We start from the raw sequence: 14932 nt of genomic DNA on the forward strand, positions 1-14932 counted from the left end.
TTAATTGGGTCAACAGGTAAAAGATGAGTAATTTTACTCATTGACAATAGTGCTTTTAGCTTAACTTGTGAGTAATGATCAGGGATTGAAACTTCGATCGCACATTCAATACCTGAACACGCTAAGTCGGAAAAACCATAAAACCCTATCAGGGATTGAAACACAAGAAATGGCTTCTCATCCCGACGTAAAAGCATCAAGTCGGAAAAACCATAAAACCCTATCAGGGATTGAAACTCGATGCTGGTTGCTATCAAGTTCTTAGACAAATCTAAGGTCGGAAAAACCATAAAACCCTATCAGGGATTGAAACCGTGAGGGATATCACCTTCACTAAAAATCATCGAGTCGGAAAAACCATAAAACCCTATCAGGGATTGAAACCCCGAATTTGATGGAGATGAATCAGAAGCCGAAGTCGGAAAAACCATAAAACCCTATCAGGGATTGAAACAGCAACCATTCTGGAGCTGGGAGAGCGACGGTTTGGGTCGGAAAAACCATAAAACCCTATCAGGGATTGAAACGCCAGAATTACCTACGCTCAAAAAAGAAGTTGGTAGTCGGAAAAACCATAAAACCCTATCAGGGATTGAAACCTACTACAAGAAGGGGAACCAGCGGTAGAACTTGCGTCGGAAAAACCATAAAACCCTATCAGGGATTGAAACGAGCTTGGTATTATCAAATGTGATATTCGAGATATCAAGTCGGAAAAACCATAAAACCCTATCAGGGATTGAAACATCAAAGAGGCTGGCAGTGCATTTGGCTGGCCGGTATGTCGGAAAAACCATAAAACCCTATCAGGGATTGAAACCTCAAACTCCAGCCCCAAGAGTTGCGCCTCCACCGTCGGAAAAACCATAAAACCCTATCAGGGATTGAAACTTGAGTTGACTGAAACAATGTAGTTTCCGATTGAGTCGGAAAAACCATAAAACCCTATCAGGGATTGAAACGTAGACAAAATTGACAGTAGCCTATCCTTACAAGACTATTTTACTTAGAAAAAATTAAAACGTCACATTGAAACGTAGACAAAATTGACAGTAGCCTATCCTTCCCATTGTCGGAAAAACCATAAAACCCTATCAGGGATTGAAACAATCGCACCGGATTTGTTCACAAATCTACCACGTGTCGGAAAAACCATAAAACCCTATCAGGGATTGAAACACCCAGAAAAAGGATAGATTAGAGTTTAATTCACGTCGGAAAAACCATAAAACCCTATCAGGGATTGAAACACACAAGAGTATATCTCCAAAGTTTTAACAACCTAGTCGGAAAAACCATAAAACCCTATCAGGGATTGAAACATTCTCTACTAACCATTGAATACACTCTGTATTGTCGGAAAAACCATAAAACCCTATCAGGGATTGAAACGTTCTTGTGCCATTGAGATGAGCTCAGCTTTCTCCGTCGGAAAAACCATAAAACCCTATCAGGGATTGAAACCTAATTCAGTTGATTTGCCGGGTAAATCATTCCCGTCGGAAAAACCATAAAACCCTATCAGGGATTGAAACCAAAGTAAACCAGGACACAATCAAAATCGCTACCCGTCGGAAAAACCATAAAACCCTATCAGGGATTGAAACTACTACTAGAAATCTATATTCATCTTTTATCTCTTTCGTCGGAAAAACCATAAAACCCTATCAGGGATTGAAACCTTCACTGCTTCACCTTGAATGAAAAACCACGTTAAGTCGGAAAAACCATAAAACCCTATCAGGGATTGAAACCTGGAACTATATCTTTCTCAGCAGATACTTTGCAATAGTCGGAAAAACCATAAAACCCTATCAGGGATTGAAACATAAGAGCAAACTAAGCTCTAAGACATAAGCAGGACTGTCGGAAAAACCATAAAACCCTATCAGGGATTGAAACAAGATTTTACTCCTAACCCGTGAAAAACTATGACAGGTCGGAAAAACCATAAAACCCTATCAGGGATTGAAACCTTATTCTTGAGTCTATCCACAAGCTATCTGTGTGAGTCGGAAAAACCATAAAACCCTATCAGGGATTGAAACATCTAAAGCGGTGTTGCTTCCCTCGTTATTGCCAATCGTCGGAAAAACCATAAAACCCTATCAGGGATTGAAACCTATCTACTGACTTTCTTAACTCTTGAACTTGTAAAGTCGGAAAAACCATAAAACCCTATCAGGGATTGAAACCTACGAGCTAGTCGTAGGTTACATCTCTAGCTTGTCGGAAAAACCATAAAACCCTATCAGGGATTGAAACGTTGCCCGCAATAATTAGCGGCACTTCATCATCCAGCCGCGTCGGAAAAACCATAAAACCCTATCAGGGATTGAAACCATTACAGGTGAGACTCATTGCCAATCGCCCCTCACGTCGGAAAAACCATAAATCCCGATATAAGGCTTGAAACCCTGTATTGGAAGGCTTTCGCCTCGGACAATGTAGCGGGAAAAACCATAAAACCCTATCAGGGATTGAAACAAAGTCCAAGCGCGCTGCAATAAACCTAAATCCCTATCAAAGATTGAAACTAAATCGGGAATGATATCATGTCCGGTTGCACTGAGACATGACTGTTGACGGTGACTCGAAAAACTGAAAATTGCGCTGATATTTGTTGGCAGCTTGACTCGACTTTACCAGGACGGACTATGAAGCGCGGATTTGATATGATTCCGGCGCACCCGGAATTGAGAGGAAGCAGCAAAAAACAAATTAAACCACCATAAACCTAAATCCCATCTTCACTTAAGATGACAGTGACAATTCGGCTTTTCAATCAAAGACTCAACCAAAGCATTCAAAGCAACCGCCGCCAACAATCCGCCGCCAAAAGTTCCCACAGTCGTAATATAAGCAACGCCCGATCGCACTAACCGCCGTTTCGCCACCGGAGAATGACTAAAACCGATCGGCATTCCAACTACCAAAGCCGGTTGCAGTTGCCCACTCTCGATCGCCTCGCAAACCGCCATCAGCACAGACGGCGCATATCCTATCACTAATATACATCCTTTTTCCAGTTTCAACAACTTTTCAAACCACTCACGCTGCTGCCAGAATTCCTGTTCCGCTTCCGCCGCAGCATTGATGTGCGGGTCATCAATTAAAGTTGCAATACTTGTTCCCAAATGTGCCAATCTTGTCCGATCCAAAGCCGCAAAAACAGGCGGCACATCAGCCACAATTTGACACTGATTTTTCAAAGCTTCCCGCGCCGATTGAATCGCCGTTTCGCTCAACTTCACAAACGGCAGCAGCGAACAATCTCCGCAAGCTAACACCAGTTTAGAAAGCAAGTCTACCTCAATTTCCGAGCGATCAGGCAAATCCGGCAACAAATGCTGCAACGACTCCCCAAAATCCTCCGGGTGAGTGTGCGCCCCCGCATCCCAACCCTCCCAAAGTTGTTCCAACTCATCCAACCCCCCCTCAGTTTCCGCCTGCAACAGCCTTAATTGCGCCAGGGCGTCCGCTTGCACCGCTTGACAGGAAATATCCCGCCCCAGCAATCCTTCCAGCGCCGAAGCCGTTTCTCTGAGGCGAACAATTTGCTGAATAACCGACAGATATTGCCGTTGCAGAGTCGCCATCAGCGCGTCAGGCGAAGCATCCGCGTCTGTTTCTAAAAGTTTGCGGATGTGAGACAGTTGAAAGCCTTGCTGCTTGAGTGCGACTATTCTTTGCAGCCTTTGCACATCGCTGCAGGTATACAATCTATAGTTAGAGGTCGATCGCACGGCCGGAGATAGCAGCCCCAAAGCGTGATAATGCCGCACCATCCGAGGGGTAATTGTGCCTTTTACCGCTTCTGTAAGTTGTTTGATGGTCAGGTATTGTTGCATTGAATTTTGGGAATTTTGGGACTGTATATTTGGTTCTCGAATTTACCCGCAGTCCGCCGGGGAATCAATTCCCACGCATTCACCCACAGTCCGCCGGGGATTGAAATCCCCGTCTCATAGCAGAAGTCGGTTAAAACCGACTGAAACATTAAATTCAATTCTCAGCTATCTTCAGTCCTCTTTCAGAGGACTTGCGCTATGAGACAGGGAATTCATTCCCTGTCGGACTGTCGGATGTAACGAATGACAAGTTGAGGGCGAGGGCCTTGAGATTCAGCCAGAGTCCGCCGGGGATTGAAATCCCCGTCTCATAGCAGAAGTCGGTTAAAACCGACTGAAACATTAAATTCAATTCTCAGCTATCTTCAGTCCTCTTTCAGAGGACTTGCGCTATGAGACAGGGAATTCATTCCCTGTCGGACTGTCTGACTCTGGTACTCAACGAGAGGCGAGTTGATGCTGGATTTATTTTAGTTTCACTCTTGACATTGACACTAATGTCAAGGTTTAAGCTACAGGAGTCATTCTACCAAATCAAGCTTTACAAATGGCTGCCAATTCCCTCTCAATTTCTCGCCTCTGGCGCCTCGCCCAAGAACACCCCGATGCTGTGACTGCGGCCCTGTGCGGAATTCTAGTAATCTTGGGTTCCCTAGCCCTGCAATTCGGCTGGCTGGGTGTAGCCGTGTTAATCTTACCCGCAGCTTATGTTATCGGTGGCTATTCCAGTACCCGCGAAGGCTTAACTACGCTTTTTCAAGAACGCGAATTAGATGTAGATTTGTTAATGATTGTCGCTGCTTTGGGCGCGGCCGGTTTGGGGCTGTGGCGGCAAGAATATCATTTAATTGTTGACGGTGCGGTGTTGATTTTAATCTTTGCAATTAGCGGCGCCCTTGAAGGTTATGCTATGCAGCGGACTGAACGCAGCATCCGCAGTTTGATGAGTTTGACTGCGGATACTGCTAGGGTGGTAATGTACGGCGGGGAACGCGAAGTTGCGATCGACAAATTGGAAATTGGCGATTACATTTTAGTCAAGCCCGGAGAAATCATCCCCACAGATGCGATAATTATTGAAGGCTACAGTGCGATCGATCAAGCCTCGATTACCGGCGAATCGATGCCAGTGGAGAAAACCAGCGGCGATGAAGTCTATGCAGGTACAATTAACGGTGTCGGCGCGCTGAAACTCGAAGTGCATAAAACTCCAGAAAGCAGCTTAATTCAGCGAGTAATTCGGCTGGTTCAAGAAGCGCAAACAGCAGCGCCGCCTTCTCAAATGTTTGTGGAAAAATTCGAGCGCGGTTATGCCAAATTAATTGTCGGTTTAGGCTTGCTTCTCGCAACTTTGCCGCCCTTTGTTTTGGGCTGGAATTGGGAAGAGACAATCTATCGGGCGCTGATTTTCCTAGTAGTTGCATCCCCCTGCGCGCTGATGGCTTCTATTATGCCGACGCTGCTTTCGGGAATTGCTAATGGGGCGAGACAGGGGATTTTGTTTAAAAGTGGCGCGCAATTAGAGATGATTGGTAAAGTCAGGGCGATCGCCTTTGACAAAACCGGAACTCTCACCACGGGAAAACCTGAAGTTATCCAAATTGTACCAGCAGCCGGATATACTGAAACAGAAGTTCTGCAATTAGCTGCGGCCCTAGAAGCTCATTCCGAACACGCGATCGCCTCTTCAATTGTCAGCGCCGCCCAGCAGCAACAGTTACAATTATCAACCGCTACCGATGTACAAGCAAAAATCGGTCAAGGAATTGTCGGCAAAGTCAACAATCAAATCATTGCCATTGGTAAAGCCGAATTTGTCGAAGCAACTTCCGAATTGACTCAAATCAGCAAGCAGTTGCAAGCCGAAGGTAAAACAGTTGTTTGGGTGGCAAAGGGCGAGCAACTTTTGGGAATCATTGCAGTAGCAGATACCATCCGCCCCGAAGCAGCAGCAACAGTAAAACGCTTGCAAAAATTAGGCGTAGAACATATAATTATGCTAACAGGCGACAACGAGCAAACAGCTCAACACATCGCCCGTCAATTAGGCATCAATGAAGTGTACGCCGAACTTTTGCCAGAAGACAAAGTGCAGGCAATTAAACAACTGCAAACCCAGTATCAAACTGTAGCAATGGTGGGAGACGGCATCAACGACGCCCCCGCCCTCGCTCAAGCTTCCGTGGGCATTGCGATGGGGATTTCCGGCAGCGATGTTGCTTTAGAAACTGCTGATATCGTATTAATGGCAGATAAGTTAGAGCAACTAGCTAAAGCAATTAGTTTAGGTCGCCGCGCTCAAAATGTTGTCAAACAAAACATTGTTTTTGCACTCAGTTGCATTGTCCTGTTATTGGCGGCTAATTTTTTCGGAAATATCACCATGCCTTTCGGCGTTATCGGTCACGAAGGCTCTACAGTAATAGTAACTCTGAGCGGTTTGCGACTGCTCAGAAATTAGATAAATGCGAGGCAGAGTAAGACTGAAATGCGTTCCCCCGCTTTGGCTATTGGTGACAACTTAAGCCTCTAGTCCGCCAGGGAATGAATTCCCTGGCTAATAGCTGAAGTCCTCTGAAGAGGACTCAGAAGAAAACTTTTAAACTCATTAGTCCTCTTCAGAGGACTTTAGCTTTGAGGCAGGGGTTTCAACCCCTGCCGGACTGAAGGTTTGACTGTAAGTTGTCACCAATAGCCAGAGCCGGGAAACCATAAATTTATCTGCGTTCATCTGCGTTAATCTGCGTTCTCTGCGGTTAAAAAATAAAAATATTAAGAAAAACTACAATTTGTGTTTGCGTCACTCAAAATACGCTACCGTCAAAAGTATAGAATCATACCAAAATCTGAAATTGCTCGAAACTGCAATAAAAATTAACCTAGAAAAAGTCTAGAAAATGGTAGAGAACTGATTGCACCAAGAGCAATGGAAAACAAGTTTTCTGTTGGAGGGAATATGAACGAAAAAGTCCTAGGGGCCACGCGGAACGTTGCAATTGTTGGCCCTTATTTAAGCGGAAAAACCGCACTGCTCGAAAGTTTGCTGTCGGTGACAGGGACAATTACCCGCAAAGGAAATCTCAAAGAGGGCAACACAATAGGTGATAGTTCGCCGGAAGCACGCGATCGCCAAATGAGCGTAGAAGTAAACGCCGCCACCGCTGAATATCAAGGCGTCCGCTTCACATTTCTCGACTGTCCGGGCTCGGTAGAATTTGCCCAAGAAACTTACAATGCGCTGATTGGTGTGGATGCGGCAATAATTGTTTGCGAACCGGTTGCCGATCGCACTTTAACCCTCGCACCCCTGTTTAAATTCCTCGACGATTGGGAAATTCCCCACCTAGTTTTCATCAACAAGATCGATCGAGCTTACACAGACGAAACTACTTGCGGCACCAACTTCGCCGAGTTGATCGACGCGCTCAAATCCGTTTCCAGTAGACCGATCGTACCTCACCAATATCCGATCGGCAAAAACGAACAAATCATCGGTTTTATAGACTTAGTAACCGAACAAGCTTACCACTACCATCCGGGCGCCGCCGCAGATCCCGTCCCGCTTCCAGAACACCTCAAAGCACAAGAAAGCGCAGCGCGGCAGCAAATGCTCGAAGAATTAGCGAATTTTGACGACCATTTACTCGAAGAATTGCTCGAAGAAATCAATCCCGACGCCGAAGAAATTACCCGCGATTTAAAGATGGAATTAGGCGCAGATTTAATTGTGCCAGTATTCATCGGCATGGCCGAACAAGATTTCGGCGTGCGGCCTCTGCTGGAAGCTTTGCTGAGGGAAGCGCCGACACCGGAAACTACAGCCGATCGCCGTAGCATTATACAAAGTGACAACAAAGTTCTGGCTCAAATCCTCAAAACCTATTACACGCCCCAGGGAGGAAAACTATCGTTAGTGAGAATGTGGCGGGGGACGCTAGCAGACGGAGCAAATTTGAACGGCGTTCGAGTTAACGGTTTGTACCGCTTGACAGGCCAGCAAACGCAAAGTTTGCAGTCTGTCAGCGCCGGGGAAATTGTGGCTGTGGGAAGGCTAGAAGGCTTGAAAACAGGCGATACACTGGCGCTAGACCGATCGGAAGAATTGCCAAAAGCCGAAATCATCCCGCCTGTCTACGCACTGGCGATCGTCCCAGAAAAGCGCAACGATGAAGTTAAGCTGAGCTCCGCTTTAGCTAAATTGCTAGAAGAAGACCCATCTTTAGTCTGGGAACAACACGGCGACACTCACGAAATTATACTTTGGGGTCAAGGCGAAATCCACCTGAAAGTAGCCCTAGACAGGTTGCGCCGCAAGTATAACTTGCCGATGGTAACTCACTTACCGCAAGTGCCGTACAAAGAAACCATCCGCAAACCAGCATCTTCCATCCACGGGCGCTACAAACACCAAAGCGGCGGACACGGACAATTCGGCGACGTGTACCTCGACATTCAACCGCAGCCACGAGGCGAAGGTTTCACCTTTACCGACAAAATAGTCGGCGGCGTCGTCCCAAAACAGTACATTCCCGGCGTGGAAGTGGGAGTGCGCGAGTATTTGGATCGCGGCCCCCTGGGTTTCCCGGTGGTAGACGTAGCGGTGACGCTGACGAACGGTTCCTATCATACCGTTGACAGTTCCGAACAAGCTTTCAAGCAAGCGGCGCGTTTGGCGATGCAGGAGGGAATGGCGAAGTGCGAACCGGCATTGCTGGAGCCGATCGCCAAAGTTGAAATTTGCGCTCCGAACGAGTGTACATCAAAGGTGTTGCAGTTGGTCAGCGGACACCGCGGCCAAATTCTCGGCTACGAAGGTAAAAAAGACTGGAAGGGATGGGATGCAGTTTCTGCTTATTTGCCGATCGCAGAAATGCAGAATTTGATCGTAGAATTGCGATCGCAGACAATGGGAGTAGGATTTTTTAATTGGGAGTTCGATCGACTGCAAGAAGTGCCGGAACCTTTAGCTAAGCGGGTTTTGCTAACAACTGGCGGCAATGGAAACGGTAACGGTAAAAGTTAGTTAGCTGTCTTAAAAAACCCGGTTTCTTCAATAAACCGGGTTTTTGCAGGAGTTGCCATTAAAGTTTATTGCGATCGATTCCTATTTGCCGGATTATTCAGTTAACTTATTTAACGCTGAAATAATATTCTCAGCTAGCATTAACGCAGTTTTTGCTTCTTTTTTTATTATTTTTAAGTTAAACATAGTATCTTCATAATCAGCTTTATTCCTCATGTTTCTCAATCGTTTTAAATTGTTGCCTATCTCTCTCATTGTCTGGGATTTTGATTTATGGTTTGATTTATGGTGAATAAATTCATCAGCTACATATTTATGGACATTGATATCAGTTTTATTGCGCGAGAGTGTGGGATCTTGTTCAATGTCGCGCAAGTAATTCCGTGCTAGGCAAAACGCCGAATAATAGGCTCTACTTACAGCAGAACGCAATTCTGCTTCTTCACTGGTTTCAGCTAGCTCTTTTGCTAAATTAAAGTATGCTGACCAATCGAATTTCATTCCCACCCCAAGTCAATGTTTAGTATATTGTTAGGAATGACAAGACTCGCGTCTAGCCACCAAGTGCGATCGAGATTTTTTAACTTGGCAAAAGCTTCCTCGACTTCGAGTTTGGTGTAAATGGTAATCCACAGCGATCGCCAATTTGCAATTTCTGGATCTGTTTTCACTTCCAAGCCTAATCTTTCCGTAGGAAATATCGCTCGAATGCGATCGTAAGCTTCCAGAATCAAAGGTGCGATCGCTTCTTGTTCCATGATGATTTGAAAACTTTCTAGGGGGTTTTCAACCGCGTACAGGCTTTTAATTTTATTAAAAGATGCAATTAAATTGTCAAAGGCTTTAGCTATTTCAGAGGGATTTTCCCTTTCTTCAGGCGGCGGAGGAAAGGAAGGGCTCAAATTTATAGCGTCGGTGCTGTAAATGGTGTCACTTGGCGGCTGGTAGCGTTTGTCTTTTGATTTTGCTTCGTACTGATCTTGTAAGTCGAGGCGTTCTTTTCTGTAAATTTCGTTCAGAGTGTTGTTTTGTTCGGCTAATTTTTCTAATAAAGCCAATATCTCAAGACTTATATTCTCTTCCAACTCGCCAAGCTGGACAGATGAATCTAGTTTAGCTAAAGCAGCGCCAAGGGCTTGCAGCCTAATAATATCTGTTTCTTTCATAAGAGTCGATGGTTTGGAAGTTAGGGATTAACTTTACCAGTAATCGTGAAACCTGCCCAGTGGTAGAGATCGGCATAAGGAGGTTTGTCAGATCCCATTTTAGCATCACGTCTGCGGATTCGGTCAGCTTGGTCTCTCAAATCTTGACTGCAACGAGAATTGTCTTTCATTATTTCAGACAATTCCAGATACCAGTTGGATAGTTCGCTGTAAGTAATAGTTCGGAGCCATTTTTGCGCTTCTTTGAGGGCTAGTGCCGGATGCAACTTATTTTGGCAACGCTGTTCGTTGAGAATTTGATAGAATCGAATCATCATTAAGGCGCTAGATATCTCATCAACTATCCAAAGAGTGCTGAGGGCGTAAACAGCACCCGCAGCTAAAAAGCTGCTGGCTAAACCGACAAATTCATCTATCAGTTCTTCTTTTCCTGTTATGCCGGTTTCGCAAGCGGAAAGGCAGACTAGATAATAGCTTTTCAAATCGAATTTGGCAATTTCTTCTGAAGTTAGGGGCTGTTTGTTTTTCAGGATTAGTGCTGACTGGGACGGCTGTTTTGTGTTGTGGTAGGCGTGACCTGTAAAATGGAATATGTCAGCAGCTTGTTGCAGAGCTTCTTTAAGATTGTCTGTGGTAGCTTGTGAACTGGAGATGGTATTGCAGTTAAGGTGAAAATTCGCGATCGCCGGGGCTTCTATTTCAGCAAAAAGTAATGGATCGGGGCTTTCTACCAACAGCAGAGACATTGAAGGTGAGGGTTTTCTGTCTAGTCTGTCTATCCCAACTTGGATGCTGGGCAGATAAGTGATAGTGAAAAGATTATCGGAGAATAAAAAGTGCAGTGGCAGCAGGTGCAAGTCGCGGTGAGGAATTAAGATTAAGTGTTGGATATTGGTGAGGTGCGTACAAATTTCGGGAATTTTGAGGATGTCAGCCAGTTTTTGCAATTGCGCTGTCATTGACTCGCGCCAGGGATGGGATTCTTTGCTTTGCTGTTTGCTGGTAGTTTTGCCGTAATTTTGATAGTTGGTTTTCCAGTTTTTTAGCCATTTTTCTAAACTCTGACTGTTGTTCTTTGGGAATATATCGGTGACAGGTGTGCAAATAACTTCAAACTTGTCTGGGGTAATGATAAAAGCAATCAGGGAAACTGGGCTCAGATGCCAGTAAATTATCGCCGTTTCGGTGTTGTTTGCCAGTAAGTCTCGGATTTGGCGATAAGTCGGGGGGGCGGTGGGGTTTGGCGAAGCTGCGCGCATCCATTGCAGGCAAAAGTTTTTCCTATCTTCTGCTTTTTGCAGTGCTTTTACCTTGTCGCCAGACTCGACGAGGGTATCGACTTCTAACTGGTAAAGTCCGGCAAATTGGCGCTGGAGTCGCAGTTTTATTTCCGGGTGAGTGTCATCGTCTAAAATTAATTGTTCTAGCAGGATAGTAGCTTCGTCAAGGTACTCGCTGGCTTTGGCATCTCCCAAGCTACGGCAGACGGTAATTAAGCCTTGCATTACTTCTAAATAAGTTTCTCGGAAGAGGGTTGATTTCAATAATTCGCGGGCTTGTTCGTAGCTGGCTTTAGCTTTGTGGAAAGATTCAAAATATGTGAATGTTTGTTTGCCGTGTTGGTAGTGTGCTTTGCCTTTTTCATTGTGCAAATTGCCACAAGCGAGGTGATAGTCGCGGTTGCTGGGCTGATATTTCTCCAAGCCTTCATCCCAGTTTTGAATAGCTTCACTGTACCGCCCGGAGTATAAAAATGCCAAACCTCGATAGTCCCACGCTCGCCACAATTGATCGCCTGTAAGTTCTAAAGCTTTATCGAAGGATACGATCGCCTCACTGTAGCACCTCAAATGATTTAGGGCAATGCCCTTCCCGACCCAGGCCCAGTGGAAGTTGGGTTGAATTTTTAAGCATTTATTGAAGACTTTGAGCGCCTCACTGTAGCGCTCCAAATGATTTAGGGCATTGCCCTTCCCGTTCCAAGCCGAGTGGAATTCGGGTTGAATTTTTAAGCATTCATTGAAGGCTGCGATCGCCTCACTGTATCGCCCCCAATAATTTAGGGTAATGCCCTTCCTGTTCCAGGCGCAGTGGAATTCTGGGTCAATTTCTAAAGCTTTATCGTAGGCGGCTATCGCCTCTTCATACTGCCCTAATTTTGCTAGTTCCAATCCTCGATTATTATACCCATTTTTTTCTATTTCTTGATTGTCTGCTGAATAACTCAAATCTTATCCTCCTAAAAGTAAATAACAATATTTGCAACCAATGAATCATCCACATAATTCGGATTCAAACTCTTCCCAGCCAACAATTGCCTGCCGATATTGCCAGCCACCTCACTGATTTTTCCGCAATTCATCTCACCCAGCCGCACCATTCGCCCACCCAATTCTAAATGCGTTTCCTGGGATACCAGCAACCTTTCTCCAAATTATTGCAGCCAGTTTTCCCACTCAGCATCTTTGATTTGGCAGCCGATTAAAAAGCCTTTAATATCGCCCCGACTCCAGCCTTGTTCAACACCATCTAACAATTGCAAAAATTTCTGTTCGTATTCCCCAAAAGTGCGAATCGGAGTTGGCTTTAGCGGTGGGGGTGCAGGTTGTTTGCGGAAATGTTGCTGAATTTGCCGCCACAGGTTGAGGATGCGTTGTCAAATTTGTCGGATCATTGGCTGGGTGGGTGAGATGTTGCTGGAGATTGTAACATAAGCAACGAAGGACACGGCAATGCCGTATCCCTACCCTCGATTAATTGTAGGGAAACGGCACTGCCGTGTCCTGACTTTGGCCGCGGAGGATACGGCAATGCCGTCTCCCTACCCCACATAATTTTCTGGAAACTAAGGACTTTAGTCCTTACTACAAACGATCTTCTTCCTTACCCTAAAAAGAAATAATCAAGTAACCATTCAGAAACTTAGCACCAGTAACAGATTTCCCAGTCAGCGCCGGAGGCAGCAAAATATTGCGCCGCTGATCGCCCGCTTCGATCGTCACTTCCGGCCCGGATTGAATCAATTTAATTTCTTTCTTGTCAAACCCAGGCAAAAACAAACTAACTTGACGCTGTGCAATGTTTATGTTAATCGGTTTAGGAGCTTTTGCCGCCTCAGAAAAATCTGGCAAAGCATCAATTAGCGGCTGCCAGTTATTGTCACTGTGCGCCGGAACCGAAACAGCAGTCAAAGGATCAAACTCGGCAGTAATAGCTTCTGTAACCGATGCTTGATTAACAATGACACCGCCCACAGTCAAACCAACTTGTTGAGAACTTCCCCAAAGATAGCGGGCAGTTGCGATCGCACTTGCATCTCCAGTCGTCACCAAAAAAGCAGCCGTGCGGTTCGGATCTGCCAGCGCTTCCTTACCCTTATCCAAAAGATTATCGACTTGCTTAGTAGATTGAAAAGCATTGTCTCCCGACAAATCCACCGTCAACACCGTACTGACAACCGGTTGAATAAAAGGTGAAAGCGCTTTCCCCAAATCCGAATCTACCAAAGCTTGACGGAACCTGCGGATGTACCAACTCAGAATTTCCGGCATTCCCAGCATCCGCAGCGTATCCATGCCGCCATTGCCGTCATAAACGATCACATCGTATTGTTTGCTGTCCTCGTATTCTCGAAGTTCGTTCAACGCCAGCGCGCTGTCCATTCCCGGCAACACTCCTAATTCTTGACCGTAAATCTGCTTGAAAAACGGAGTACGGACATATTGAGCTTCTAGTTGTTTAACTTCGTCCCACCTGCGTTCTAACAGCGGCGCGCTTTGCACCTGAACTGCTTTGAGGTTGGGGGCGATTTCCTGGGGGCTGAGAGTCAGGGGAGCTCCTAGCAGGATGCCCAATGCAGGGCCCGGATCTTGGCCGAGCAGCAGAACTCGCTTGCCTTGAGCCGCGTATTTTTTAGCTGTTGCGATCGCGATCGTACTGCGGCCAGTGCCGCCTTTGCCCAAAAATGTCAAAATCAAAGCCATTTTCTGTTCTCACTGCCAAAGCTTACTCTTTAACATTTAAGCGCAACCTTCAGCCAGAGTGGGGGAGGGGGAGAGTGGAGGAAGAGGAGAGTCGGTGAGTGGGAGAGTGGGAGAGGGGGAGAGTAGGAGACGAAAGGAAACACAGTTAAATTCAATCCGTGTATCCGTGTCCGAATCCGTGTCGTGCCCCTCTTCCTTCTACATCTGTTAAACGGGTTCTAGCTCATCTTCAAAGAACCAAGTCGCAAAACCGTCAAACTTGACAACCACGCCTACTCCGCTACCGTCAACCATTCTGAATCCGTCAACAGTGCCTACTGGATTCTCCTTTATCTTGCCCACCATATTTGCAGGTATCCGATCTCTGAGACGGCGCACCTTCACTCTCTGACCTACTTCTATTGCCACTGAAATTGTTCTCCTGCTCTATATAACCTATATACAACCGTTTATTTTACAGTTTGGCGTCTACTTCGGAACAGCAACACCAGCAGGCGATCGCTCCCTATGATTTTCCTATGATTTTCCATCGAAATTTCCACCAACTTTCGCTAAAAGACGGTATTCTAGTCGGAGTTGGTCGATCGTCTACCCTGAGTCGCTTGGGTTTGCTTCATAATGTTCCACAGCGACAAGCTCCACTGGCAGAGGCTGTTCACCACTTAGATAATTATTTTTTATCGCTTCGCAAAAACCATCTTTTTATTAATTGTCACAACTACAGGATTTCTCCCCAATTAGTCATCCTTCCGGCAGAAGCCAAAAGGCATCCACAAGCAGTAATTAATTTTATGTTTGCTATATATAAATCTCCCCTCTCTAACGTTGAAAACGGCTAAAGTTGATGCTGCAAAGCACTTTGAGTAGGGTTGGGTAATTTTCCCGAAGCTCATATTTTAGTAAAGTGCC

General features: G+C 45.6%; 9 protein-coding genes and 2 CRISPR repeat arrays. Of the genes, 3 read left to right on the top strand and 6 right to left on the bottom strand.

The window, feature by feature from the left end:
* Window positions 1–125: 125 nt before the first annotated feature.
* Window positions 126–963: direct repeats of the CRISPR family, unit length 37 nt; unit sequence GTCGGAAAAACCATAAAACCCTATCAGGGATTGAAAC.
* Window positions 964–1071: 108 nt separating this feature from the next.
* A CRISPR array of direct repeats spans window positions 1072–2342; the repeat unit is 37 nt; unit sequence GTCGGAAAAACCATAAAACCCTATCAGGGATTGAAAC.
* Between the two features lie 408 nt (window positions 2343–2750).
* Window positions 2751–3851 carry a precorrin-8X methylmutase gene (locus QUA83_RS12815; protein WP_333293522.1) on the bottom strand — a complete coding sequence of 367 codons (1101 nt, stop codon included), beginning with the start codon at window positions 3849–3851 and terminating at the stop codon, window positions 2751–2753.
* A gap of 547 nt (window positions 3852–4398) precedes the next feature.
* Here QUA83_RS12815 and QUA83_RS12820 point away from each other — a divergent pair.
* Both QUA83_RS12820 and QUA83_RS12825 read left to right on the top strand, forming a co-directional pair.
* Window positions 4399–6312: a heavy metal translocating P-type ATPase gene (locus tag QUA83_RS12820; RefSeq protein WP_333293523.1), complete on the top strand. Its 1914-nt coding sequence runs from the start codon at window positions 4399–4401 to the stop codon at window positions 6310–6312.
* A 495-nt stretch (window positions 6313–6807) separates the two neighbouring features.
* Complete coding sequence (locus QUA83_RS12825) at window positions 6808–8874, top strand: elongation factor G (RefSeq protein ID WP_333293524.1); 2067 nt, start codon at window positions 6808–6810, stop codon at window positions 8872–8874.
* Window positions 8875–8967: 93 nt separating this feature from the next.
* On the opposite strand, the gene QUA83_RS12830 is transcribed toward QUA83_RS12825, so the two are convergent.
* The 5 genes from QUA83_RS12830 to petP all read right to left on the bottom strand — a co-directional run bounded on the left by QUA83_RS12830 (window position 8968) and on the right by petP (window position 14431).
* A complete protein-coding gene (locus QUA83_RS12830; protein ID WP_333293525.1) occupies window positions 8968–9375 on the bottom strand; it encodes a HEPN domain-containing protein in 408 nt (135 codons plus the stop codon).
* On the bottom strand, window positions 9372–10040 hold the full coding sequence (locus tag QUA83_RS12835) for a hypothetical protein (protein WP_333293526.1): 669 nt from the start codon (window positions 10038–10040) through the stop codon (window positions 9372–9374). The genes QUA83_RS12830 and QUA83_RS12835 overlap by 4 nt, the downstream gene beginning before the upstream one ends.
* A 20-nt stretch (window positions 10041–10060) precedes the next feature.
* A complete protein-coding gene (locus QUA83_RS12840; protein WP_333293527.1) occupies window positions 10061–12268 on the bottom strand; it encodes a CHAT domain-containing protein in 2208 nt (735 codons plus the stop codon).
* 660 nt (window positions 12269–12928) lie between these two features.
* Window positions 12929–14023, bottom strand: a complete 1095-nt coding sequence (locus QUA83_RS12845; protein WP_333293528.1) for a Get3/ArsA fold putative tail anchor-mediating ATPase NosAFP — start codon at window positions 14021–14023, stop codon at window positions 12929–12931.
* A gap of 207 nt (window positions 14024–14230) precedes the next feature.
* Window positions 14231–14431, bottom strand: coding sequence for a cytochrome b6f subunit PetP (petP, locus tag QUA83_RS12850; RefSeq protein WP_333054278.1), 201 nt, complete (start codon window positions 14429–14431; stop codon window positions 14231–14233).
* A gap of 53 nt (window positions 14432–14484) precedes the next feature.
* Between petP and QUA83_RS12855 the strand changes: the two genes are divergently transcribed.
* Window positions 14485–14862: a hypothetical protein gene (locus QUA83_RS12855; protein ID WP_333293529.1), complete on the top strand. Its 378-nt coding sequence runs from the start codon at window positions 14485–14487 to the stop codon at window positions 14860–14862.
* The last annotated feature ends 70 nt before the right edge of the window (window positions 14863–14932 follow it).

It is taken from the genome of Microcoleus sp. K1-B1 (assembly GCF_036704705.1).
In the GTDB taxonomy this organism is placed as follows: domain Bacteria; phylum Cyanobacteriota; class Cyanobacteriia; order Cyanobacteriales; family Microcoleaceae; genus Microcoleus.